Source organism: Pseudomonas sp. LBUM1666 (genome assembly GCF_059695775.1).
Genome location: NZ_CP166789.1, coordinates 6097406 through 6121190 on the forward strand (window position 1 = coordinate 6097406; position 23785 = coordinate 6121190).

The window sequence follows — 23785 nt, forward strand, 5'->3', positions numbered from 1 at the left end:
AGACCTATGCAGCGGCTGTATCGGAAACGCATCGTTCTGGGCGTCGGCGGCGGCATTGCTGCCTACAAGAGCGCCGACCTGGTTCGCCGCCTGATCGACCAGGGCGCCGAAGTGCGCGTGGTCATGACCCGCGGCGGCAGCGAGTTCATCACACCGTTGACCATGCAGGCCTTGTCCGGGCATCCGGTCCACCTCGATTTGCTCGACCCGGCGGCCGAAGCTGCCATGGGCCACATCGAGCTGGCCAAATGGGCCGACCTGGTGCTGATCGCCCCCGCCACCGCGGACCTCATTGCCCGTCTGGCCCAAGGCATTGCCGACGACCTGCTGACCACGCTGGTGCTGGCCACCGACGCCGTGGTCGCCGTTGCCCCGGCGATGAACCAGGCCATGTGGCGCGACCCGGCCACCCAGGCCAACCTGCAAACCCTCGAAAGCCGCGGCCTGAAAACCTTCGGCCCAGCCTCCGGCAGCCAGGCCTGCGGCGATGTCGGTATGGGGCGCATGCTCGAAGCCACCGACCTCGCCCAGTGCGCGGCGGACTGCTTCCAGCGTCAAGCGCTGACCGGCAAACACGTGCTGATCACCGCCGGCCCGACCCAGGAAAACATCGACCCGGTACGCTACATCACCAACCACAGCTCCGGAAAAATGGGCTTTGCCCTGGCCGAAGCCGCGGTGGAAGCCGGCGCCCGCGTAACCCTGATCACCGGCCCGGTGCACCTGCAGACCCCGGATCGCGTCACACGCATTGACGTGGTCAGCGCCCGCGACATGCTTGCCGCGTGTGAAGCCGCGATTCCTTGCGACCTGTTCATCGCCTCGGCAGCGGTCGCGGATTACCGTCCGGAAGTCGTCGCCCCACAGAAACTCAAGAAAGACCCTACGAACGGCGACGGCTTGTTGCTACAGATGGTGCGTAACCCAGACATTCTGGCCACCATTGCCACTCGCCCCGACCGTCCGTTCAGTGTCGGGTTCGCCGCCGAAACCGAACACTTGCTCGATTACGCTGCACGCAAGTTGAAAGACAAGAACCTCGATTTGATCGTCGCCAACGACGTCGCCAACCCGAGTATTGGCTTCAACAGCGAAGAAAACGCGTGCAGCGTGATCGACCGCCAGCTACACGCCACACTTTTCGCCCAGACCAGCAAGAGCAAGATTGCTCGCCAGCTGATCACTTTTATCGCCGAACGTCTGAACCAGGTTTAATTTACATGCACGCTTTGCAAGCCAAGATCCTCGACCCTCGCATCGGTACCGATTTCCCGCTGCCGCAGTACGCCACGCCAGGCTCCGCCGGCCTCGACCTGCGCGCCATGCTGGAAAAAGACACCGTCATCAAGCCGGGCGAAACCCTGCTGATCCCGACAGGCCTGTCCGTCTACATTGGCGATCCGGGTTTGGCGGCGCTGATTCTGCCGCGCTCGGGCCTGGGCCATAAGCACGGCATCGTGCTGGGCAACCTGGTCGGCCTGATCGACTCCGATTATCAAGGCCCGCTGATGGTGTCGTGCTGGAACCGTGGCCAGACCGATTTCAACATCGTGGTCGGCGAGCGTTTGGCCCAGCTGGTTTTGGTGCCGGTGGTTCAAGCGCACTTCGAGATGGTCGAGGAGTTCGTTGAAACCGAACGCGGCACCGGCGGTTTCGGGCATTCCGGCAGCCATTGATCGAAAAGCTGACGACCTTGTGGTGAGGGAGCAAGCTCTCTCACCACAAATTGCACAGACGTCATCTGGAAGGTTTATCACTGAAAATCAACGCATTGGCCGTTCCATAACACGCTGATGTCGGGGTCATGGCCTTTACACACCACGAACTCTCAGTGGAAAACGCCGTCATACCCTTCAGTTTGAACCTGCTGACGAGTTCTTCGCGGCAGGTCCAGCCACTTTCGAGATGGAGCATTTCTACAGATGAGCACCCCAGCCCAAGTCGCACCCAAGTTTCCCGACAGCATCTTCCGCGCCTACGACATTCGCGGCACCGTCCCGGAATTCTTGAACGCTGAAACCGCTTATTGGCTCGGTCGCGCCATCGGCTCCCAGAGCCTGGCCCAGGATGAACCGAACGTTTCCGTCGGCCGTGACGGTCGCCTGTCCGGTCCGGAACTGGTCGAACAACTGATCAAAGGCCTCGCCGACAGCGGTTGCCACGTCAGCGACGTCGGCCTGGTGCCAACGCCTGCGCTGTACTACGCCGCCAACGTCTTGGCCGGCAAATCCGGCGTGATGCTCACCGGCAGCCACAACCCGTCGAACTACAACGGCTTCAAGATCGTGATCGCTGGCGACACTTTGGCCAACGAACAGATCCAGGCCCTGCATGAACGCCTCAAGACCAACAACCTGAGCAGCGGCAAGGGCAGCATCACCCAGGTCGAAATCCTCGACCGCTACAACACCGAAATCGTCCAGGACATCAAACTGGCTCGCCGCCTCAAAGTCGTGGTCGACTGCGGTAACGGCGCGGCCGGCGTGATCGCCCCGCAACTGATCGAAGCGCTGAACTGCGAAGTCATCCCGCTGTTCTGCGACGTCGACGGCAACTTCCCGAACCACCATCCAGATCCGGGCAAGCCTGAAAACCTCGTGGACCTGATCGCCAAGGTCAAGGAAACCAACGCTGACCTGGGCCTGGCCTTCGACGGCGACGGCGACCGTGTCGGCGTGGTGACCAACACCGGCAGCATCGTTTATCCGGACCGTCTGCTGATGCTGTTCGCCCGCGACGTGCTGGCGCGCAACGCTGACGCGGAAATCATCTTCGACGTCAAATGCACCCGTCGCCTGACGCCACTGATCAAGGAATACGGCGGCCGTCCGCTAATGTGGAAGACCGGTCACTCGTTGATCAAAAAGAAAATGAAACAAACCGGCGCCCTGTTGGCCGGCGAAATGAGCGGCCACATCTTCTTCAAGGAGCGCTGGTTCGGTTTCGACGACGGCATTTACAGCGCCGCGCGTCTGCTGGAGATCCTCAGCAAAGAAAAATCCACCGCGGAAGAGCTGTTTGCGACCTTCCCGAACGATATTTCTACGCCGGAAATCAATATCCATGTGACCGAAGAGAGCAAATTCAGCATCATTGATGCTCTGCACGACGCGAAGTGGGGCGAAGGCGCCGACCTGACCACCATTGACGGCGTGCGAGTCGACTACGCCAAAGGCTGGGGCCTGGTTCGCGCGTCCAACACCACACCGGTGCTGGTGCTGCGCTTCGAGGCCGATGACGAGGCGGAATTGCAGCGCATCAAGGACGTATTCAAAGTCCAGTTGAAGCGTGTTGCACCTGATCTCCAATTACCGTTTTGATTTAACGAAGCACCCGGAGCCCTGAATGACCCTCGAACGCGAAGCCGCCGCCAACACCGCCAAGGTCCTGTCCGAAGCGCTGCCTTACATTCGCCGCTATGTCGGCAAGACGCTGGTGATCAAATACGGCGGCAACGCGATGGAAAGCGAGGAGCTGAAAACCGGCTTCGCCCGCGACATCGTACTGATGAAAGCCGTCGGCATTAACCCGGTGGTGGTTCACGGCGGCGGCCCGCAAATCGGCGACCTGCTCAAGCGTCTGTCGATCGAGAGCCACTTCATCGATGGTATGCGCGTGACTGACGCGCAAACCATGGACGTGGTGGAAATGGTCCTCGGCGGCCAGGTCAACAAGGACATCGTCAACCTGATCAACCGTCATGGCGGCAGCGCCATCGGCCTGACCGGTAAAGACGCCGAACTGATTCGTGCGAAGAAGCTCACCGTGACCCGCCAAACGCCGGAGATGACCCAGCCGGAAATCATCGACATCGGCCAGGTGGGCGAAGTGGTCGGGATCAACACCGACCTGCTGAACCTGCTGGTCAAAGGTGACTTCATCCCGGTGATCGCGCCGATCGGCGTGGGTGCCAACGGTGAGTCGTACAACATCAATGCTGACTTGGTGGCGGGCAAAGTTGCTGAAGCGCTGAAAGCTGAAAAGCTGATGCTGCTGACCAACATCGCCGGCCTGATGGACAAGTCGGGCACGGTCCTGACCGGCCTGACCACCCAACAGGTCGACGACTTGATCGCCGACGGCACCATCTACGGCGGCATGCTGCCGAAGATCCGTTGCGCGCTGGAAGCCGTGCAAGGTGGCGTGGGTAGTTCGTTGATCATCGATGGCCGGGTGCCGAATGCGATTCTGCTGGAAATCTTCACCGACACCGGTGTGGGTACTTTGATCAGCAATCGCAAGCGTCACTGATTCAAGAACGTCAAAAGATCGCAGCCTTCAGCAGCACCTATGGATGTACGAATATTCCGTAGGAGCTGACGAAGTCTGCGATCTTTTTTATGCGCGCAGGAAATGCCTGACCTGACAAAGCGAAACGTCCTACATCCAGCCAGCATCAGTCCGCATAGGATCTTCCCTGTATCCACAGGAGAACGACCTCATGCAAAAAAACTACGTTCCTTACGGCAGCGATGTTTCAGCAGGCACCTTTGAATGCGTGGACTGCGGACATCGATATTCGAATCAGGCAAAAACCTCGATCCCGCCGTGCCCTCAGTATCAGAAATCAATCCATACGCTTAATGGATGGAAGGTTCTGACCGGCCAGGGCGACGCCGTGAATGATCCATACCCGAAGAAAACCGACAAACCCGTCGAGATCAAAAAGGCCGAGACATCCAGCCCCGCCAGCAAAAAATAACCTTAGGGGAATGAGTCATGCAGATCTCGTTCACGATCGACGCCCAGGCCTTCGACCTCGAACAAAAGGAACCGGTCAAAAAGACGTTGAGGATTTCCGACAACGAAATTGCCCACGCGCTACAGCGAATAGCCAAAGCGAGTCTGACCGAATACCTGAAAATGCTAGTTGAAGGCGGCATGCCCAGTAGAGCAGATGAGGCCAAGCAGGATCGATTGCTGTATCTGATTCAAAGCTACTTCGGGCAAACGCTGCCGACCGAATCGCAGATATCAACGATCTTTCAACTGACCCAGAGCCAAAGCAAAACGCTCCTGAAGAACACCGTCTCGCGGTTTCGTAACCAACTCGACGAAATCCTGCACAACAGCATGCGGGCCGTGATCGAAACCGCAGACCATGCGCAGACGGTTTACCTGGTGGTCATCAGCTCCGACGTCATTCGTGATGAACTGAACATGCTGATCACCCAGAACGAGCCGACCTTCAAACCCATCACCAAACGCAAAGGCAGCGCCGGGCTGTTCGAAATCAGCGAAGACTCTCACGACTTGTTGTGCAGAACGCTTGGTCTGAATGCCGTTCAGTGACATTGTCGCGGTCAGCGGTTTGCTGCTGACTCTGACCACTTTCATGTTCAATCTGGCTTGGCCCAGGCTGCATGAAGCGTTGGAGCTGGATGAAAGACAATCAGGTCCGCAGGCGAGAAAACGCAGCCGGAAGCAGGTGAGAAATGTTTTCTTCAGCTGTGCATTGCCGCTGACTTGCACCTTCGTGGCGCTGTTTTACGTCAATCTGCCGGCCGCCGTGCGGATCACACGCAGCAGCACGCTGGATCTGTGGGATTTCGATGTGGATCGCACGCTTTACGTGTTAGTCGTCCTGGCACTGCTGGTGTTTGCTCTGTTTAACCTGGGATTGACACTCAAACTAATAGGAAAATGGCGAAGACTGCACTGACAAAAAAAGACCCCGCTCAGCCTGGCTGAGCGGGGTCTTTTGTTTGCCCACAGGTGATTGTGGTCAGACGCCGAACTGCGCGCGGTAGGCTTCAACCGCTGGCAGGTGTTGCTTGAGCTGCGGATCGTCAGCCAGGAATTCCAGCACCTGGTTCAGCGAAACAATGCTGATCACCGGAATGCCGAAGTCACGTTCCACTTCCTGGATCGCCGACAACTCGCCGTTGCCACGCTCCTGACGGTTCAGGGCGATGAGCACACCCGCCGCCTTGGCGCCGTCCTGGGAAGCGATGATCTGCATCACCTCGCGGATGGCAGTGCCCGCGGTAATCACGTCGTCGATGATCAGCACGTCGCCGGTCAACGGTGCGCCGACCAGACTGCCGCCTTCGCCGTGAGCCTTGGCTTCCTTGCGGTTGAAGCACCATGGCAGATCACGTTCGTGATGTTCGGCCAGGGCCACTGCGGTGGTCGCCGCCAAAGGGATGCCTTTGTACGCCGGGCCAAACAATACATCGAACGAAATGCCGCTCTCGACGATGGCTGCCGCGTAGAAACGACCCAGCTGCGCAAGGGCCGAACCTGAGTTGAAAAGGCCGGCATTAAAGAAGTAAGGACTGGTGCGCCCGGACTTCAGGGTGAACTCGCCGAAGCGCAAAACGCCGCGATCGATGGCAAAACGAATGAAATCGCGCTGATACGCTTGCATGAAAAAAACCCCAAATACCACGGATTTAGCTAATTAGGTTGACGCCGTGTATCATACACGCACGCGATTTTTGGGGCCATTTATGCGGATCATCAGTGTGAACGTCAATGGTATTCAGGCTGCAGTGGAGCGAGGGTTGCTCAGTTGGCTGCAAGCACAGAATGCCGACGTCATCTGCCTGCAGGACACCCGCGCCTCCGCCTTTGAACTGGACGATCCAGCCTTCCAACTGGATGGCTACTTCCTTTATGCCTGCGAAGCCGAAGTTCCCGCCCAAGGTGGCGTGGCTTTGTATTCGCGGCTGCAACCGAAGGCAGTCATCAGCGGTCTCGGCTTCGAGACGGCCGACCGCTACGGGCGCTACCTGCAAGCCGATTTCGACAAGGTCAGCATCGCGACCTTACTGCTCCCTTCGGGGCAGAACGGCGATGAAGACTTGAACCAGAAGTTCAAGCTAATGGACGATTTCGCCCGTTATCTGGATAAACAGCGACGCAAACGTCGCGAGTACATTTACTGTGGCTCGCTGTACGTTGCGCAACAGAAGCTGGATATCAAAAACTGGCGTGACAGCCAGCAATCCCCGGGCTTCCTGGCACCTGAACGTGCCTGGATGGACGAGATTGTCGGCAACATGGGCTATGTCGATGCCCTGCGTGAAGTCAGCCGTGAAGGTGACCAGTACAGCTGGTGGCCGGATAACGAACAGGCTGAAATGCTCAACCTCGGTTGGCGTTTCGACTATCAGTTGCTGACGCCGGGTCTGCGCCGTTTCGTACGTAGCGCGCGCTTGCCTCGTCAGCCACGGTTCTCACAGCACGCACCGCTGATCGTGGACTACGACTGGACGCTGACTATCTAGGTTTTCGCTGACTCGAAAACCTGCTGACCGGTTGACGAAAATGCCCGTATCGAAAGATACGGGCATTTTTCTTATGCGTTATACCTTCAAACAGCGGCGAAAAATGGCAGCGCCAGATACAACTTGATCACGATGACATTAATAATGTCGATGAAGAAAGCACCCACCATTGGCACCACTAGAAACGCAATCTGCGAAGGTCCGTAACGCTGTGTCACCGCTTGCATGTTAGCGATGGCAGTTGGCGTTGCCCCTAGTCCGAAACCGCAGTGCCCCGCTGCCAGAACTGCCGCATCGTAGTTGCTGCCCATCATTCTGAATGTCACGAAAATCGCAAACAGTGCCATGACCAACGCTTGCGCAGCCAGGATGATAAAGATCGGCAAAGCCAGTGCTGCCAGATCCCACAGTTTGAGCGACATCAGAGCGATCGCCAGAAACAGCGATAAGCTGACATTCCCCAACACGGAAACTTCACGCTCAAACACCTGATACAAGCCAAGCGCTGAAAGCCCGTTCCGTAAAATCACACCCACGAACAAGACGCAAACGAACGTCGGCAGCTCAAATGCAGTTCCTTGGAGCAGACCATTCAGGAGAGAACCAACCAGCAAGCTGACCGCGATCAGAGCGAGTGTCTCGATAAACGAAAATGGCGTGATCGAGCGCTCTTTGTTCGGTTGCTCAAAGCCCTTTGGCAGCCGTGGCTTTTCTTGCTTGAGGCCGGGCACCTGGACACGTTTGATGAGCAGGCGAGCGACCGGACCACCAATCAAGCCACCCAACACCAGGCCAAACGTCGCAGAGGCTATCGCGAGCTCAGAGGCAGAAGCCAGACCGTACTTCTCACTGAACACCGCTCCCCACGCAGCGCCTGTACCATGACCGCCCGCCAACGTAATCGAACCTGTCAGCAAGCCCATCAAAGGATCAAGCCCCAACGCCGTTGCGAGCCCGATGCCCATGGCATTCTGGACCACCAAAAGCGTGGTGACCGCTAGTAGAAAGATTCCCACTACGCGCCCGCCTTTCTTCAGGCTGGCGAAGTCTGCGCTCAAGCCGATGGTGGCAAAAAAAGCCAACATCAAGGGAGTTTGCAGCGAGGTGTCAAATCGGACGTCAATATCAAGTCCCCGCAAAGCCAGGAGAAGCAGAGCAACCACCAGGCCACCGGCTACAGGTTCAGGGATATTGTAGTTGCGTAAAAAACCGATTCGGGTGACTAGTCCGCGCCCCAATAACAGCACTAAAGAGGCGGCCACAAGTGTTCCATAAAAATCGAGCTGAACCATTGGGATTATTCTTTTACATATATTCAGGGGCGAACTTTTTACCTGGACACGCCTCATGAACAGGCTGATCTTCTCAACACTGATTTGCTTTAAATTCAAGGACCTTCAATGGTCTGAATATATCGAAATATTTCTGAATGAATATTACTTGGGGCAACTTTATCAACCGCGAAGTCTCATTGCCAAGCACATAGGCGGCGCTGAGACGAAGCAGTTGTGACTAGAAGTGTAAGTGCGATAGTGCGCAGCAATACCTGCGGCAGCTGGATATTGCTAACGGCAACGTTTGGGAAGTTAATCCAATTAAAAAAAGCAAATGCCCCGACAAGTCAGGGCATTTGCTTTAAAGCGTGGCGAACTGCATTTTCACACAGCGGTCGCTCCCACAAGGGAATCTAGCGCTGAGCGTTATTTGATCAGCCGCCAAGTGAACGGATACCGGTACGGCACCCCTTCATTGGCCTTCACGCCGCCGATAATCGTCAGCACCAGCGCACCAATCGCCAACAGACCGAACAGGAAGAACCCGACGATCACCACCATCAGCAGCAAGCAGATGGCGGAGGCAATGGCGACGGTGATCTGAAAGTTCAGCGCCTCCTTGCCCTGCGCATCGATGAATGGGTCCATTTCGCGCTTCATCTGCCAGAGAATCAGCGGGCCGATCAACGTGCCGAACGGAACCCAGATCCCCAGCAAGGCGGACAGGTGACAAAACATCGCCCACTGCCGAACCTCTTTGCTCGGGGTGGGAAGCAACTGTTGCTCGTCACTCATAACGCCCTCCTTGCCTGGAGCAGTCCGATCAGTCGGCCAGTGCAGCCTTTTGCAGCTCGAAGATTTCGGTCATGCCTTTCTTCGCCAACTCAAGCATAGCGTTCAGTTCTTCCGGCTGGAACGGAGCGCCTTCGGCAGTGCCCTGGACTTCAATGAAGCCGCCAGTGCTGGTCATCACCACGTTCAGGTCGGTCTCGGCAGCCGAGTCTTCCAGGTAGTCGAGGTCGAGTACCGGCTCACCCTGATACATGCCCACCGATACGGCAGCAATCATTTGCTTCAGCGGGTCGCCGCCTTTCAGGCCGCCGCGCTTCTTGATCACTTTCAAGGCATCGACCAGTGCAACCATGGCGCCGGTGATGGACGCGGTGCGGGTGCCACCGTCAGCCTGGATCACGTCGCAGTCGACGTACAGAGTGACGTCGCCCAGCTTGGACATGTCCAGCGAAGCGCGCAGGGAACGACCGATCAGACGCTGGATTTCCAGGGTGCGGCCGCCTTGCTTGCCGCGGCTCGCTTCACGCTGGTTACGCTCGCCAGTAGCGCGCGGCAGCATGCCGTATTCAGCGGTCAACCAGCCTTGGCCCTGACCCTTGAGGAAACGCGGCACGCCGTTCTCGACGCTGACGGTGCAGATGACTTTGGTATCACCGAACTCGACCAGTACAGATCCCTCGGCGTGTTTGGTGTAGTTGCGGGTAATGCGGATCGAGCGGAGCTGATCGGCAGCGCGACCACTTGGACGTTTCATAGGGAGTACCTGTACTGGGGACGGAAAACTGCGGAGCATTATAGAGCCGCAGGGCCGCGAGTGGGCACTTCTAAAAAAATCCCCCGACGACTGAAGGCCCTGAATAGCGCTTTACCGACGGCCTGCAGCCCTTTGTCACACCGTGTGTTTGGGCGCATCCGTCCCACTGAGCTACAATCCTGCGCCTTTGCTGCCTCTGGGCTTAAATTCATATAGATCAGGCCTGCGAAACCTTTGGTAACGCATGAACCTGCATTGCGAGGTACCTCCATGGTGCACAGCATGACCGCCTTCGCCCGCGTCGAAAAAGCCGGCGCCCAAGGCACCCTGAGCTGGGAACTGCGCTCGGTCAACAGCCGCTACCTGGAGCCGCATTTGCGTCTGCCTGAGTCCTTTCGCGACCTCGAAGGCGCGGTCCGCGAAGCGCTGCGTCAGGGAATCTCCCGGGGCAAGCTCGAATGCACCCTGCGCTTCACCGAAGAAAATACCGACAAGCCACTGCAAGTGGACCGCGAGCGCGCCGCGCAATTGGTCGCCGCCGCCGAGACCATCGCCGGCCTGATCAAAAATCCGGCCGCGCTGAACCCGCTGGAAGTCCTGGCCTGGCCCGGCGTGCTGGTGGGCGATGCGACCGACCCGCAAGCCCTGAATGCCGAAGCCCTGGCGCTGTTCAACGAAGGCCTGAAAGAACTCAAGGCCGGCCGCGAGCGCGAAGGCGCGGAGCTGGCGCGGTTGATCAACGATCGCCTGACCTCCATTGAAGAAGACGTGGTGACCCTGCGTGAACTGGTCCCGCAGATGCTCGCCACCCAGCGCCAGAAAGTGCTCGACCGCTTTGCCGACATGAAGGCCGAGATGGATCCGCAGCGGCTGGAGCAGGAAATGGTCATGCTCGCGCAAAAGAGCGACGTCGCCGAAGAACTGGATCGCCTGAGCACTCACATCATCGAAGTTCGCCGGGTGCTCAAATCCGGTGGCGCTGCCGGTCGGCGCCTGGACTTCCTGATGCAAGAGCTCAACCGCGAAGCCAACACACTGGGCTCCAAAGCCTTCGACCCGCGCAGCACCCAGGCGGCGGTCAACCTCAAAGTGTTGATCGAGCAGATGCGCGAACAAGTGCAGAATATTGAGTAAGGCAACCCTGACATGACCCACAGCACCGGCACCCTGTACATCATTTCCGCACCTTCGGGCGCGGGTAAAAGCAGCCTGGTCAAGGCCCTGACCGACGCTGATCAGGAGATCCGCGTCTCCGTCTCCCACACCACCCGCGCCATGCGCCCCGGCGAAGTGAACGGCGTGAACTATCACTTCGTCTCCCGCGAAGCTTTTGTGAAGATGGGCGAACATGGCGACTTCCTGGAGCGCGCCGAAGTGTTCGGCAATCTCTACGGCACCTCGCAAAGCCACTTGCAGCAGACCCTCGACGCAGGCCACGACCTGATCCTGGAAATCGACTGGCAAGGCGCCGAGCAAGTGCGCAAGTTGATGCCCCAGGCTCGTTCGATCTTCATTCTGCCGCCGTCCCTGCAAGCCTTGCACCAGCGCCTGACCAATCGCGGTCAGGACAGCGACGAGATCATCGAAGGCCGGATGCGCGAAGCCGTCAGCGAAATGAGCCACTACGTCGACTACGACTACCTGATCATCAACGACGATTTCGCCCACGCACTGCGCGATTTGCAGGCGATTTTCCGTGCCAATCAGCTGCATCAGAAGCGCCAGCAGCAGCGCCACGGAAAACTTTTGGCCGAATTGCTCGGCTAAACAGCGCTTCCCAAAACCGCTGCAAGGGCTTTACATTGGCACTTGCAGCGCGTTGAAGGGCTTGGTCAAAAAATCAGCGCTTCCCTAATCGCTGGTGATTTTTTAAACTGTTGAGTCCGCTCGCCCAACCGGGCAGCGCGCATATTGCATTCGCTCCGAGGAATACCATGGCCCGCGTAACCGTTGAAGATTGCCTAAACCACGTGGAAAACCGCTTTGAGCTGGTCATGCTGTCTACCAAGCGTGCCCGTCAACTGGCCACCGGCGGCAAAGAGCCACTGGTTCAGTGGGAAAACGACAAGCCTACCGTTGTAGCCTTGCGTGAAATCGCTGAAGGCCTGATGAGCTACGAGTTCATCGCCAACGCTGAAATCGTCGAAGACGAACCGCTGTTCGCAGCGTTCGAGGACGAGTCCAACGAGGCAGTCTAAGCCATGCCTGGTCGACGTAGCACGGCGCGGGGTCACAGAGAACGGCAGGTTTCATCATGCCGAGCATAGACGCCCTCGCCGATCGCTTATCGACCTACCTCGGCAAGGACCAGGTCAACCTGGTCCGCCGAGCGTACTTCTACGCCGAACAAGCCCACGACGGCCAACGCCGCCGTAGCGGTGAGGCGTACGTCACGCACCCACTCGCGGTTGCGAATATTCTTGCCGACATGCACATGGACCATCAGAGCCTGATGGCTGCGATGCTGCATGACGTGATCGAAGACACCGGTATTGCCAAGGAAGCGCTGCAAGCGCAATTCGGCGAAACCGTGGCCGAACTGGTCGACGGGGTCAGCAAACTGACCCAGATGAACTTCGAGACCAAGGCCGAAGCCCAGGCTGAAAACTTCCAGAAAATGGCCATGGCCATGGCCCGCGATATTCGCGTGATCCTGGTCAAACTGGCCGACCGCCTGCACAACATGCGGACCCTGGAAGTCCTGTCCGGCGAAAAACGCCGACGGATCGCCAAGGAAACCCTGGAAATCTATGCGCCTATCGCCAACCGGTTGGGCATGCACGCCATCCGCATAGAATTCGAAGACCTCGGCTTCAAGGCGATGCACCCGATGCGTTCCGCACGGATCAACCAGGCGGTCAAACGCGCCCGGGGCAACCGCAAGGAAATCGTCAACAAGATCGAAGAGTCACTCAGCCACTGCCTGGCCATCGACGGCATTCAGGGCGAGGTCAGCGGTCGTCAGAAACACCTCTACGGCATCTACAAGAAAATGCGCGGCAAGCGTCGGGCCTTCAATGAGATCATGGACGTCTATGCGTTCCGGATCATCGTCGACAAGGTCGATACCTGCTACCGCGTGCTGGGTGCTGTGCATAATTTGTACAAACCGTTGCCGGGGCGCTTCAAGGATTACATCGCGATCCCCAAGGCCAACGGCTACCAGTCGCTGCACACCACGCTGTTCGGCATGCACGGTGTACCGATCGAGATCCAGATCCGCACCCGTGAAATGGAAGAGATGGCCAACAACGGCATCGCCGCGCATTGGCTCTACAAATCCAGCGGCGACGAGCAGCCAAAAGGCACTCATGCCCGCGCCCGTCAGTGGGTCAAAGGCGTGCTGGAGATGCAGCAACGGGCCGGCAACTCGCTGGAATTCATCGAGAGCGTGAAGATCGACCTGTTCCCGGACGAGGTCTACGTGTTCACGCCCAAAGGCCGGATCATGGAGCTGCCCAAAGGCTCCACGGCGGTCGACTTCGCTTACGCGGTGCACACCGACGTGGGCAACAGCTGCATTGCCTGTCGGATCAATCGTCGTCTCGCACCGCTGTCCGAACCGCTGCAAAGCGGCTCCACGGTCGAGATCGTCAGCGCCCCCGGCGCGCGGCCAAATCCGGCGTGGCTCAACTTCGTGGTCACCGGCAAGGCGCGGACTCACATCCGCCATGCGCTGAAACTGCAACGCCGCTCCGAATCCATCAGCCTCGGCGAACGCCTGCTGAACAAGGTCCTCAACGGTTTCGACAGCTCGCTGGAGAAAGTCGCAGCCGAGCGCGTCAAAGCGATGCTCACCGAGTACCGCCTCGAACTGATCGAAGACCTGCTCGAAGACATCGGCCTGGGCAATCGTATGGCTTACGTGGTCGCCCGCCGACTGCTTGGCGAAGGCGAACAGCTGCCAAGTGCGGAAGGCCCTCTGGCGATTCGCGGCACCGAAGGCCTGGTGCTCAGTTACGCCAAGTGCTGCACACCGATCCCGGGCGACCCGATTGTCGGCCACCTGTCCGCAGGCAAAGGCATGGTCGTGCACCTGGACAACTGCCGCAACATCAGCGAAATCCGCCACAACCCGGAAAAATGCATCCAGCTCTCGTGGGCCAAGGATGTCACCGGCGAATTCAATGTCGAGCTGCGCGTCGAGCTGGAACACCAGCGCGGCCTGATCGCTCTGCTGGCCAGCAGCGTCAACGCGGCCGACGGCAATATCGAAAAAATCAGCATGGACGAACGCGATGGTCGCATCAGCGTGGTCCAACTGGTGGTCAGTGTGCACGACCGCGTGCACCTGGCTCGCGTGATCAAGAAACTGCGCGCTCTGACCGGGGTGATTCGCATCACTCGCATGCGTGCGTAAGCCACTCATTACAAGGAGTCATTCATGACCAAAACAGTTATCACCAGCGACAAGGCCCCGGCCGCTATCGGCACGTACTCCCAGGCGATCAAGGCCGGCAACACCGTTTACATGTCGGGTCAAATTCCTCTGGACCCAAAAACCATGGAACTGGTAGAAGGCTTCGAAGCCCAGACCGTCCAGGTGTTCGAGAACCTCAAAGCCGTGGCCGAAGCTGCCGGCGGTTCGTTCAAGGACATCGTCAAACTGAACATCTTCCTCACCGACCTGAGCCACTTTGCCAAGGTCAACGAGATCATGGGCAAGTACTTTGACCAGCCTTATCCTGCCCGCGCCGCCATCGGCGTTGCTGCCCTGCCAAAGGGTTCGCAGGTTGAGATGGATGCCATTCTGGTCATCGAGTAATACATCCGGCGCAGCCCAAGGGTTGCGCCGACTTCGTTTCTGAAAGGATTCCACCATGCGCCAAGCGCTAGCTCTCTCGCTGGTCGCCCTACTCTTGGGCGGTTGTGCCAGCAACCCTGCCGACCGTGACATCAGCGGCACCTGGATCAATCAGGTGGCGATCGATGCAGCAGCCAAAGGCGGCCCCCTGCGCGAAGCGCTCCAGGCCTATGGCCCGAACCTGGAATGGGACGTCAACACCAAGGCCGGTCAGGCCCGCTACACCAACGGTTTTGAAAATGTCGACGGCAAGCTGCTGGGCACAGAGTCTGGCGCCTGGAAAGTCGATTTTTATGGCAGCTCCGCCAGTGAGCTGAAGCGTGACGGCAAGCAACTGAGTCAAGTCGCCAGCGACAATGAGCCGGAGCAAGTCTTCGACCGCGCGCAGGTTACGGTGCCGGACGGGGCACCGATGGGCGCCAGTTTTGAACGCGCACTGTATTCGGCCTACATGGGCGGCAGCTGGAAAGTCGTCAGCGGTCCCGGTGAAGGCAATACCGTGCAATTCCAGGCTGACGGCCAGGTTGCAGGTCTGCCGGGGGCGGATCGTTATGCCTTGTGTCTGGCGGGCGATTGCGCGTCGATGAGCGGCGGCAATGACAACATGTGGCTACAGGCGAATGGTCAGGGCAACACCTGGATCTTTGCGCGCAAGGGCAAGGAACTGGAAATCCTCCAGGCAGTGAACACCGCACAGGCGGATGAAATGCCGCAGTTCACCCCGGGTGATCGCAAGTGGTTGCTGGAAAAGCAGTAATCCGGCCTTAAAGCCAACACAAAACCAATGTGGGAGCGAGCTTGCTCGCGATGGCGGCATAACAGTCAACGATGATGTTGAACGTTAGGGCCTCATCGCGAGCAAGCTCGCTCCCACATTTGGTTAGCGGTATCTGGAAGTCAGCTGCGCCCTTCGAGGATGGCAGCATAGCCTTCGCGATAACTTGGGTACTTCGGCGTCCAGCCCAAGGCTTTCGCCCGAGCATTGCTGCATTGCTTACTGCCAGTGCGGCGCACGCTCGCGTCTTCGGCCCATTCGGTCACGCCCAGATACTCACGCAACCAGCCCACCACTTCGGCCAGCGGTGCAGGCGCATCGTCCACACCAATGTAGACGTCATCCAGCGCCACACCGCGACGATCCGCTTCAAGCAGACACGCCATCAACCCCGCCGCGTCGTCGGCGTGAATGCGATTGCCGTACAACGGTGGATCGATGGCCACGCGATAACCCCGACGGACCTGAGTCAGCAGCCATTCGCGACCTGGGCCGTAAATGCCGGTCAAACGTACGATGCTGGCCGGGATGCCACTATCGAGCGCCACTTGCTCCGCCTCTAGCATCAATCGACCCGAATAGCCTGTTGCAATGGTCGGCGAAGTCTCATCGACCCACTCGCCATCCTGCTGGCCATACACACTGCTGCTGGAAACAAACAGCAGGCGATTGGGCACCTGCCCGTAGTCGTTCAGCCACTCCAGCACATGCTGCAAACCCTGGACATAGGCCGCGCGGTAACCGGCTTCGTCGTGATCGGTGGCGGCCGCGCAATACACCAGGTAATCCACCGCTCCGACTGGCCAGGTCGCTGGACAGTCTTCATTGAACAAGTCACCGGCAACGCCGATCACGCCCTTTGGCAGACGCGAGACGTCACGCCGCAAGCCGTGAACCTCCCATCCGCCAGCCAACAATTGCGTGGCCAGACGACTACCAACATCACCACAGCCGGCGATCAAAACAGAGGGCGCGGACATCAGAAAACTCCCATCAGAAAGGCACAGACTAGCGCTGGCAATGGACGAGCGGCTAGCAATGAAGGAAAAAAAGATACTCTATTACTTTTGTTAACAAGAATTAATTGCAATAATGCCTGCCACTTTTGTTCTCGGCCTCGCGAGGCCTGGAAGAACATTTACCCTTTTTCTTTCTCAGGTCCGGCCAGCATGACACGCAATCAATTCCCCGCTTCGCCAACCAAACGACCTCGCGCCTGGAGCGCAGTGGCCGCCCTGCTGCTCAGCCTGATGCTGGCGCCGACCGCCGCTTTCGCTGACGCACAAGCGCCAGCCGCTCCGGCAGCCACTGCAGCTCCAGCCGATCATGTTACCCCGGCTGCGACCGACCCGGCCCAAGCCATAGACACCACCGCCGAAGCCGTTCCCGAAGTCCTCGAAGCCGACAACTCCCTGGGCATGGCCCACGACCTGTCGCCGTGGGGCATGTACCAAAACGCTGACATCATCGTGAAAATCGTGATGATCGGTCTGGCCATCGCCTCGATCATCACCTGGACCATCTGGATCGCCAAGGGCTTCGAGCTGATGGGCGCCAAGCGTCGTCTGCGCAGCGAAATCGTCCACCTGAAAAAAGCCACCACCCTTAAAGAAGCCAGTGTGACAGCCACCAAGCAAGGCACCCTCGCCAACTTGCTGGTGCATGACGCCCTGGAAGAGATGCGCTTGTCGGCCAACAGCCGCGAGAAAGAAGGTATCAAGGAACGCGTCGCCTTCCGCCTTGAGCGCCTGGTTGCAGCCTGCGGTCGCAACATGAGCAGCGGCACCGGCGTCCTCGCGACCATCGGTTCCACTGCGCCGTTCGTGGGTCTGTTCGGCACCGTGTGGGGCATCATGAACAGCTTTATCGGCATCGCCAAAACCCAGACCACCAACCTCGCCGTCGTGGCTCCCGGCATCGCCGAAGCCCTGCTGGCGACCGCGCTGGGTCTGGTTGCGGCGATTCCGGCCGTTGTGATCTACAACGTCTTTGCCCGTTCCATCGCCGGTTACAAGGCGCAGGTGTCCGATGCGTCGGCAGAAGTCCTGCTGCTGGTCAGCCGCGACCTCGACCACCAGCCGTCCGAGCGCAGCTCGCAACCGCACATGGTGAAAGTGGGGTAATCGGCCATGGGCTTGCATTTGAGAGAAGGCGCAGACGACGATCTGGCCGAGAACCACGAAATCAACGTCACACCGTTCATCGACGTGATGCTGGTGCTGTTGATCATCTTCATGGTGGCGGCCCCGCTCGCCACCGTGGACATCAAGGTCGACCTGCCCGCTTCCAGCGCCAAACCGGCACCACGGCCAGAGAAACCGGTGTTCCTCAGCGTCAAGGCTGACCAACGCCTGTTCCTCGGCGAAGACGAAGTGAAGGCCGAAGCACTTGGCGCCACCCTCGACGCCAAGACCAAAGGCAAGAAAGACACGACGATCTTCTTCCAGGCCGATAAAGGCGTGGATTACGGCGACCTGATGAGCGTGATGGACAACCTGCGCTCTGCCGGTTACCTGAAGGTGGGCCTGGTCGGACTCGAGACGGCAGTCAAGAAATGATCACGACGCGCCAAAAGCTGACGCGTTACAGCGGGAGCCTGGCCGTGGTGCTGGGCGTCCATGCGCTAGCCATTGCGCTGGCGCTGAACTGGACGTCGCGTCCACCGATCGAGCTGCCGCCGCAGGCGATGATGGTCGAGTTGGCACCGGTTCCGGCCCCGCCACCGCCGGCACCGCCGAAGGTCATAACGCCGCCACAGCCACCCGCCCCGGTGGAAGAACTGCCGATACCGAAGCTGGCTGAAGTGCCGAAGGCCGAGATCGCCGTGCCGAAACCGGTCAAACCCAAGCCAAAGCCTCAACCGCCCAAGCCTGTGGAGAAAAAGCCGGAACCGCCTAAAGAGAAGCCGTCCGAGGAAAAACCGAGCGACGCGCAACCGACTCAGGCGCCAACAGAGAAATCCGCTCAGCCGGCACCGGGCCCATCACCGGCACAGCAAGCGGCCAAGGCCAGCTGGCAAGGCACCCTGCTCGCTCACTTGGCCAAGTACAAGAAGTACCCGGCCAGTGCACAGGCGCGGAACAAGGAAGGCATGAACCGTCTGCGCTTCGTGGTGGATGCCGAAGGTAACGTGTTGTCGTTCGAACTGGTGACCGCTTCCGGTAACACCGATCTGGACCGGGCCACCCTGGAAATGATCCGCCGCGCCCAACCGCTGCCCAAGCCACCGGCCGACATGTTGACCAACGGCGCAATCGAAATCGTTGCACCGTTTGTTTACTCGCTGGAAAAACGCCGGCGTTAAGCCGAACACCGAAACCCATGTGGGAGCGAGCTTGCTCGCGATGAGGCCATTACATTCAACATCTTCGTTGACTGTTCCACCGCTATCGCGAGCAAGCTCGCTCCCACAAAGTTATGCAGCAGCCACAAAGGCACCCGAAAGGTGCCTTTTGCATATCCGCCAGCGGCAAACCTGCTTTGCCCTGTGTCACTCAACACACTCAGTCTGATAACGTGCGTCTATCGATTGCAGCCGGTATGCTTGGCTCGCAACTTCATGGACGCTTGCTATGACTCTTACAGAATTACGCTACATCGTTACCCTCGCCCAAGAGCAGCACTTCGGCCACGCGGCCGAGCGTTGCCACGTCAGTCAGCCGACCCTGTCGGTGGGCGTGAAAAAGCTTGAAGACGAACTCGGTGTGCTGATTTTCGAGCGCAGCAAGAGTGCCGTGCGCCTGACCCCGGTCGGCGAAGGCATTGTCGCCCAGGCGCAAAAAGTCCTGGAACAGGCCCAAGGCATCCGCGAACTGGCCCAGGCCGGCAAGAACCAGCTGACCGCGCCGCTGAAAGTCGGCGCCATCTACACCGTCGGCCCGTACCTGTTTCCGCACCTGATTCCACAACTGCACCGGGTCGCCCCGCAGATGCCGTTGTACATCGAAGAAAACTTCACCCACGTGCTGCGCGACAAACTGCGCAACGGCGAGCTCGACGCGATCATCATCGCCCTGCCGTTCAACGAAGCCGACGTGCTGACCCTCCAGCTCTACGACGAACCGTTCTACGTCCTGATGCCGGCCCAGCACCCGTGGACCCAAAAAGAATCCATCGACGCCGCCCTGCTCAACGACAAGAGCCTGCTGCTGCTCGGCGAAGGCCACTGTTTCCGCGATCAAGTGCTGGAAGCCTGCCCGACCCTGGCCAAAGGCAACGACGGCGCCAAGCACACCACGGTGGAATCCAGTTCCCTGGAAACCATCCGCCACATGGTTGCGTCCGGCTTGGGTATCTCGATCCTGCCGCTGTCGGCGGTCGACAGCCATCACTACGCTCCCGGCGTGATCGAAGTGCGTCCACTGACGCCTCCGGTGCCGTTCCGCACAGTGGCCATCGCCTGGCGCGCGAGCTTCCCGCGGCCGAAGGCAATTGAAATCCTCGCTGACTCCATTCGCCTGTGCTCGGTGGCCAAGCCGCAAGCACCGGTGGTTGCGGCCTAAGTCGCTGCCATGACGGAGTTGTCGCAAGTGTCGGTGACGGCACTCAAGGGTGTCGGCGAAGCCATGGCCGAGAAGCTGGCCAAGGTCGGCCTGGAGAATCTCCAGGACGTGCTTTTTCACCTGCCGCTGCGTTATCAGGACCGCACTCGCGTGGTCCCGATCGGCCATTTGCGACCCGGGCAAGACGCCGTGATCGAAGGCACCGTCAGCGGCGCCGACGTGGTCATGGGCCGGCGCCGTAGCCTCGTCGTTCGCTTGCAGGACGGCACCGGCGGGCTCAGCCTGCGCTTCTACCATTTCAGCAACGCCCAGAAAGAAGGCCTCAAACGCGGCACGCGCATTCGCTGCTACGGCGAAGCACGGCCCGGTGCGTCGGGGCTGGAAATCTACCACCCGGAATACCGCGCCATCACCGGCGACGAACCGCCGCCGGTGGACGAAACCCTGACCCCGGTCTACCCGCTCACCGAAGGCCTAACCCAACAGCGCTTGCGCCAGTTGTGCATGCAGACCCTGACGATGCTCGGCCCGACCAGCCTGCCCGATTGGCTGCCGACCGAACTGGCGCGGGACTATCAACTGGCGCCGCTGGCCGATGCGATCCGCTACTTGCACCACCCGCCCGCCGATGCCGACGTCGACGAACTCGCCCTCGGTCATCACTGGGCGCAGCACCGTTTGGCTTTCGAGGAACTGTTGACCCATCAACTGTCCCAACAGCGCCTGCGCGAGAGCATGCGTTCCCTGCGCGCACCGGCAATGCCGAAAGCCACAAAGCTGCCGGCCCAGTACTTGGCCAATCTGGGTTTTACACCGACCGGCGCCCAGCAGCGCGTCGGCAACGAAATCGCCTACGACCTCAGTCAGCACGAGCCCATGCTGCGGCTGATTCAGGGCGACGTCGGCGCGGGCAAAACCGTGGTCGCTGCCCTCGCTGCACTCCAGGCCTTGGAGGCCGGTTATCAAGTGGCGCTGATGGCGCCCACCGAGATTCTCGCCGAGCAGCACTTCATCACCTTCAAGCGCTGGCTCGAACCGCTGGGCATCGAAGTCGCGTGGCTGGCCGGCAAGCTCAAAGGCAAGAACCGCGTGGCCGCACTGGAGCAGATCGCCAACGGCGCGCCGATGGTGGTCGGCACCCACGCGCTGTTCCAGGACGAAGTGCAGTTCAAGAACCTCGCGCTGGCGATCATCGACGAACAGCACCGTTTCGGCGTGCAGCAGCGCCTGGCCCTGCGCCAGAAAGGTGTCGGCGGGCGGATGTGTCCGCACCAGCTGATCATGACCGCGACTCCGATTCCCCGGACGCTGGCCATGAGCGCCTACGCCGACCTCGACACCTCGATCCTCGACGAACTGCCGCCCGGCCGGACCCCGGTGAACACCGTGCTGATCACCGATACCCGGCGCGTCGAAGTCATCGAGCGGGTGCGCGGCGCCTGTGCCGAAGGGCGGCAGGCCTATTGGGTGTGCACGCTGATTGAAGAGTCGGAAGAGCTGACGTGCCAGGCTGCCGAAACCACCTACGAAGACCTCACCGCCGCCCTCGGCGAGCTGAAGGTCGGGCTGATCCACGGTCGCATGAAGCCCGTCGAAAAAGCCGCGGTCATGGCCGAATTCAAGGCCGGCAACCTGCAACTGCTGGTCGCCACCACGGTGATTGAAGTCGGCGTCGACGTGCCAAACGCCAGCCTGATGATCATCGAAAACCCAGAACGCCTCGGCCTCGCGCAGCTGCACCAATTGCGCGGTCGTGTGGGTCGGGGCAGCGCCGCCAGCCATTGCGTGCTGCTTTACCATCCGCCGCTGTCACAGATCGGTCGTCAGCGGTTGGGCATCATGCGCGAAACCAACGACGGGTTTGTCATCGCCGAAAAAGACCTTGAGCTACGCGGTCCCGGCGAAATGCTCGGTACGCGTCAAACCGGCCTGCTGCAATTCAAGGTCGCCGACCTGATGCGCGACGCCGATCTGCTGCCCGCCGTGCGCGACGCCGCCCAGGCGCTGCTGGAACGCTGGCCGGATCACGTCAGCCCACTGCTCGACCGCTGGCTACGTCATGGGCAGCAATACGGCCAAGTGTGAGCACCGTCGCAGTTTCTGAACCACCGTTCTGAGCAAGCTGGTTATACTCCTGCCATTGTTTTAAAACGGATACAGACCATGACCGAAGTTGCCCTCGCACCCGCCACCCCGCACGCTCCGTCGGTTATTCGGCTGATGCTGGGCAAACTGGGTATCGCCTACGAAGAAGTCCTCGACCACCACAGCCTGAACGCCGCACGCAAAGTGCAGGCAGTTCTGCTCGATGACGCGGTGGGCACGCTCATGGTGCTGTTCCCGCAGAGCCAATTGCTGGACCTCAATAGCCTCGCCGAATTGACCGGCCGCCGCCTCACCGCCGTGTCCACCGAACGCCTGGTAAAAATGCTCGGCAAACACAACCTGAGTCTGCTGCCCGGCATGCCGGCGCTGACCAGTACACCGTGCCTGTATGAAGAAAGCCTGCTGCGCGAGCCGAAGTTGCTGATCAACTCGGGCGAGCCGGGCATGTTGCTGGAGATCACCAGCGAAAACTTCAAGAGCATGCTGACCAAGGCCAGCGCCGCCAACTTCGGCGAAGCGCTGACCAGCATTCGCCCGAACCTCGACCGCCCTCACGATGACCGCGAGGAAATCACCCAGGCCGTTCAAGCGTTCACCGCGCGGCGCATCCAGCAACGCCTGGAAGAGACCATCGAGATTCCGCCGCTGGCCGAGACCGCGCAGAAAATCATCAAACTGCGCGTTGATCCCAACGCCACCATCGACGACATCACCGGCGTCGTCGAAACCGACCCGGCCCTGGCCGCACAAGTCGTGAGCTGGGCAGCGTCGCCGTACTACGCTTCGCCGGGCAAGATTCGTTCAGTGGAAGACGCGATCGTGCGGGTGCTGGGCTTCGACCTGGTGATCAATCTGGCGCTGGGCCTGGCCCTGGGCAAAACCCTGAGCCTGCCAAAAGACCATCCGCAACACACCACGCCGTACTGGCAGCAATCGATCTACACCGCCGCCGTCATCGAAGGACTGACCCGCGCCATGCCGCGCGCCCAGCGCCCGGAAGCCGGCCTGACCTACCTCGCCGGCCTGCTGCACAACTTCGGCTACTTGCTGCTGGCGCACGTGTTTCCGCCGCACTTCTCGCTGATCTGCCGCCACCTGGAGGTCAACCCGCACCTGTGCCACAGCTACGTCGAGCAACACTTGCTGGGCATCAGCCGTGAACAGATCGGCTCGTGGCTGATGCGCTACTGGGACATGCCCGAAGAGCTGGCCACCGCGCTGCGCTTCCAGCACGATCCGGGCTACGACGGCGATTACGCCGAATACCCGAACCTCGTCTGCCTGGCTGTGCGTCTGCTGCGTAGTCGCGGCATCGGCTCCGGCCCGGACGAAGACATCCCGGACGCCTTGCTGGAGCGTGTCGGCCTGACTCGCGACAAAGCCAATGACGTCGTCAGCAAAGTGCTTGAAGCTGAAGTACTGCTGCGCGAACTGGCTTCGCAATTCACCCAGGTCTAATAGCATCGTCGCTCCCACAAGGATCACCTAAATCCTGTGGGAGCGTGGCTTGCCCGCGATGAATCCACCTCGATCTGACTGACAGACC

General features: G+C 59.7%; 24 protein-coding genes and 1 pseudogene. 20 read left to right on the forward strand and 5 right to left on the reverse strand.

Annotated elements, in window-relative coordinates:
- Nucleotides 1-6: 6 nt before the first annotated feature.
- The 7 genes and pseudogenes from coaBC to ACA056_RS28225 all read left to right on the forward strand — a co-directional run bounded on the left by coaBC (nucleotide 7) and on the right by ACA056_RS28225 (nucleotide 5662).
- Entirely contained in the window at nucleotides 7-1215 is a 1209-nt protein-coding gene (gene coaBC, locus ACA056_RS28195) for a bifunctional phosphopantothenoylcysteine decarboxylase/phosphopantothenate--cysteine ligase CoaBC (protein ID WP_123367155.1), read from the forward strand.
- A 5-nt stretch (nucleotides 1216-1220) separates the two neighbouring features.
- On the forward strand, nucleotides 1221-1676 hold the full coding sequence (gene dut / locus ACA056_RS28200) for a dUTP diphosphatase (protein WP_497269360.1): 456 nt from the start codon (nucleotides 1221-1223) through the stop codon (nucleotides 1674-1676).
- Nucleotides 1677-1943: 267 nt separating this feature from the next.
- A pseudogene (locus tag ACA056_RS28205) lies at nucleotides 1944-3320 on the forward strand (phosphomannomutase/phosphoglucomutase); the annotation flags it as partial.
- A 25-nt stretch (nucleotides 3321-3345) separates the two neighbouring features.
- Nucleotides 3346-4251, forward strand: a complete 906-nt coding sequence (gene argB / locus ACA056_RS28210) for an acetylglutamate kinase (RefSeq protein ID WP_008007602.1) — start codon at nucleotides 3346-3348, stop codon at nucleotides 4249-4251.
- A 190-nt stretch (nucleotides 4252-4441) separates the two neighbouring features.
- Nucleotides 4442-4702, forward strand: coding sequence for a hypothetical protein (locus ACA056_RS28215; RefSeq protein ID WP_497269363.1), 261 nt, complete (start codon nucleotides 4442-4444; stop codon nucleotides 4700-4702).
- A 17-nt stretch (nucleotides 4703-4719) separates the two neighbouring features.
- The gene (locus ACA056_RS28220) at nucleotides 4720-5292 is read left to right on the forward strand and encodes a hypothetical protein (RefSeq protein WP_497269365.1); all 573 of its coding nucleotides are present in this window, start codon (nucleotides 4720-4722) and stop codon (nucleotides 5290-5292) included.
- Entirely contained in the window at nucleotides 5279-5662 is a 384-nt protein-coding gene (locus ACA056_RS28225) for a hypothetical protein (RefSeq protein ID WP_497269367.1), read from the forward strand. Before ACA056_RS28220 ends, ACA056_RS28225 begins: the two co-directional genes overlap by 14 nt.
- 63 nt (nucleotides 5663-5725) lie before the next feature.
- Here ACA056_RS28225 and pyrE read toward each other — a convergent pair whose 3' ends face one another.
- Nucleotides 5726-6370, reverse strand: a complete 645-nt coding sequence (gene pyrE, locus ACA056_RS28230) for an orotate phosphoribosyltransferase (protein WP_054048446.1) — start codon at nucleotides 6368-6370, stop codon at nucleotides 5726-5728.
- A gap of 82 nt (nucleotides 6371-6452) precedes the next feature.
- Here pyrE and crc point away from each other — a divergent pair, with 82 nt between their 5' ends.
- Nucleotides 6453-7232, forward strand: a complete 780-nt coding sequence (gene crc / locus ACA056_RS28235; protein WP_007934608.1) for a catabolite repression control protein Crc — start codon at nucleotides 6453-6455, stop codon at nucleotides 7230-7232.
- 86 nt (nucleotides 7233-7318) lie between these two features.
- Here the strand turns inward: crc and gltS are convergent, their stop codons facing one another.
- From gltS to rph, 3 genes are all read right to left on the reverse strand, one after another.
- Nucleotides 7319-8524 (reverse strand): sodium/glutamate symporter, encoded by a 1206-nt coding sequence (gene gltS, locus ACA056_RS28240; protein ID WP_497269370.1) that lies wholly within the window; start codon nucleotides 8522-8524, stop codon nucleotides 7319-7321.
- A gap of 408 nt (nucleotides 8525-8932) precedes the next feature.
- Entirely contained in the window at nucleotides 8933-9301 is a 369-nt protein-coding gene (locus ACA056_RS28245; protein WP_140675527.1) for a DUF4870 domain-containing protein, read from the reverse strand.
- 28 nt (nucleotides 9302-9329) lie between these two features.
- Nucleotides 9330-10052, reverse strand: coding sequence for a ribonuclease PH (gene rph / locus ACA056_RS28250; RefSeq protein ID WP_010465211.1), 723 nt, complete (start codon nucleotides 10050-10052; stop codon nucleotides 9330-9332).
- A 270-nt stretch (nucleotides 10053-10322) separates the two neighbouring features.
- Here rph and ACA056_RS28255 point away from each other — a divergent pair, with 270 nt between their 5' ends.
- From ACA056_RS28255 to ACA056_RS28280, 6 genes are all read left to right on the forward strand, one after another.
- Nucleotides 10323-11186 (forward strand): YicC/YloC family endoribonuclease, encoded by an 864-nt coding sequence (locus ACA056_RS28255; protein WP_008150145.1) that lies wholly within the window; start codon nucleotides 10323-10325, stop codon nucleotides 11184-11186.
- Between the two features lie 12 nt (nucleotides 11187-11198).
- Nucleotides 11199-11819 (forward strand): guanylate kinase, encoded by a 621-nt coding sequence (gene gmk / locus ACA056_RS28260; protein WP_076029287.1) that lies wholly within the window; start codon nucleotides 11199-11201, stop codon nucleotides 11817-11819.
- 167 nt (nucleotides 11820-11986) lie between these two features.
- The gene (gene rpoZ / locus ACA056_RS28265) at nucleotides 11987-12250 is read left to right on the forward strand and encodes a DNA-directed RNA polymerase subunit omega (protein ID WP_007894670.1); all 264 of its coding nucleotides are present in this window, start codon (nucleotides 11987-11989) and stop codon (nucleotides 12248-12250) included.
- A 56-nt stretch (nucleotides 12251-12306) separates the two neighbouring features.
- On the forward strand, nucleotides 12307-14412 hold the full coding sequence (spoT, locus tag ACA056_RS28270) for a bifunctional GTP diphosphokinase/guanosine-3',5'-bis pyrophosphate 3'-pyrophosphohydrolase (protein WP_033059343.1): 2106 nt from the start codon (nucleotides 12307-12309) through the stop codon (nucleotides 14410-14412).
- A 24-nt stretch (nucleotides 14413-14436) separates the two neighbouring features.
- Nucleotides 14437-14817, forward strand: a complete 381-nt coding sequence (locus ACA056_RS28275) for a RidA family protein (protein WP_003229509.1) — start codon at nucleotides 14437-14439, stop codon at nucleotides 14815-14817.
- 55 nt (nucleotides 14818-14872) lie between these two features.
- Nucleotides 14873-15613 carry a hypothetical protein gene (locus ACA056_RS28280; protein ID WP_497269374.1) on the forward strand — a complete coding sequence of 247 codons (741 nt, stop codon included), beginning with the start codon at nucleotides 14873-14875 and terminating at the stop codon, nucleotides 15611-15613.
- A 140-nt stretch (nucleotides 15614-15753) separates the two neighbouring features.
- Here the strand turns inward: ACA056_RS28280 and ACA056_RS28285 are convergent, their stop codons facing one another.
- Nucleotides 15754-16611, reverse strand: a complete 858-nt coding sequence (locus ACA056_RS28285) for an SDR family oxidoreductase (RefSeq protein ID WP_497269376.1) — start codon at nucleotides 16609-16611, stop codon at nucleotides 15754-15756.
- Nucleotides 16612-16800: 189 nt separating this feature from the next.
- Between ACA056_RS28285 and exbB the strand changes: the two genes are divergently transcribed.
- The 6 genes from exbB (at nucleotide 16801) to ACA056_RS28315 (ending at nucleotide 23697) form a co-directional block, all read left to right on the forward strand.
- Entirely contained in the window at nucleotides 16801-17754 is a 954-nt protein-coding gene (gene exbB / locus ACA056_RS28290; RefSeq protein ID WP_497269378.1) for a tonB-system energizer ExbB, read from the forward strand.
- Between the two features lie 6 nt (nucleotides 17755-17760).
- Nucleotides 17761-18189, forward strand: a complete 429-nt coding sequence (gene exbD / locus ACA056_RS28295) for a TonB system transport protein ExbD (protein ID WP_149630664.1) — start codon at nucleotides 17761-17763, stop codon at nucleotides 18187-18189.
- Nucleotides 18186-18935 carry an energy transducer TonB family protein gene (locus tag ACA056_RS28300; protein ID WP_497269381.1) on the forward strand — a complete coding sequence of 250 codons (750 nt, stop codon included), beginning with the start codon at nucleotides 18186-18188 and terminating at the stop codon, nucleotides 18933-18935. The genes exbD and ACA056_RS28300 overlap by 4 nt, the downstream gene beginning before the upstream one ends.
- A gap of 268 nt (nucleotides 18936-19203) precedes the next feature.
- The gene (locus tag ACA056_RS28305; protein WP_008150125.1) at nucleotides 19204-20133 is read left to right on the forward strand and encodes a hydrogen peroxide-inducible genes activator; all 930 of its coding nucleotides are present in this window, start codon (nucleotides 19204-19206) and stop codon (nucleotides 20131-20133) included.
- 9 nt (nucleotides 20134-20142) lie between these two features.
- Nucleotides 20143-22218, forward strand: coding sequence for an ATP-dependent DNA helicase RecG (gene recG, locus ACA056_RS28310; protein ID WP_497269383.1), 2076 nt, complete (start codon nucleotides 20143-20145; stop codon nucleotides 22216-22218).
- A 78-nt stretch (nucleotides 22219-22296) separates the two neighbouring features.
- Nucleotides 22297-23697, forward strand: a complete 1401-nt coding sequence (locus ACA056_RS28315; protein ID WP_497269385.1) for an aminoacyl-tRNA deacylase and HDOD domain-containing protein — start codon at nucleotides 22297-22299, stop codon at nucleotides 23695-23697.
- Nucleotides 23698-23785: the final 88 nt, after the last annotated feature.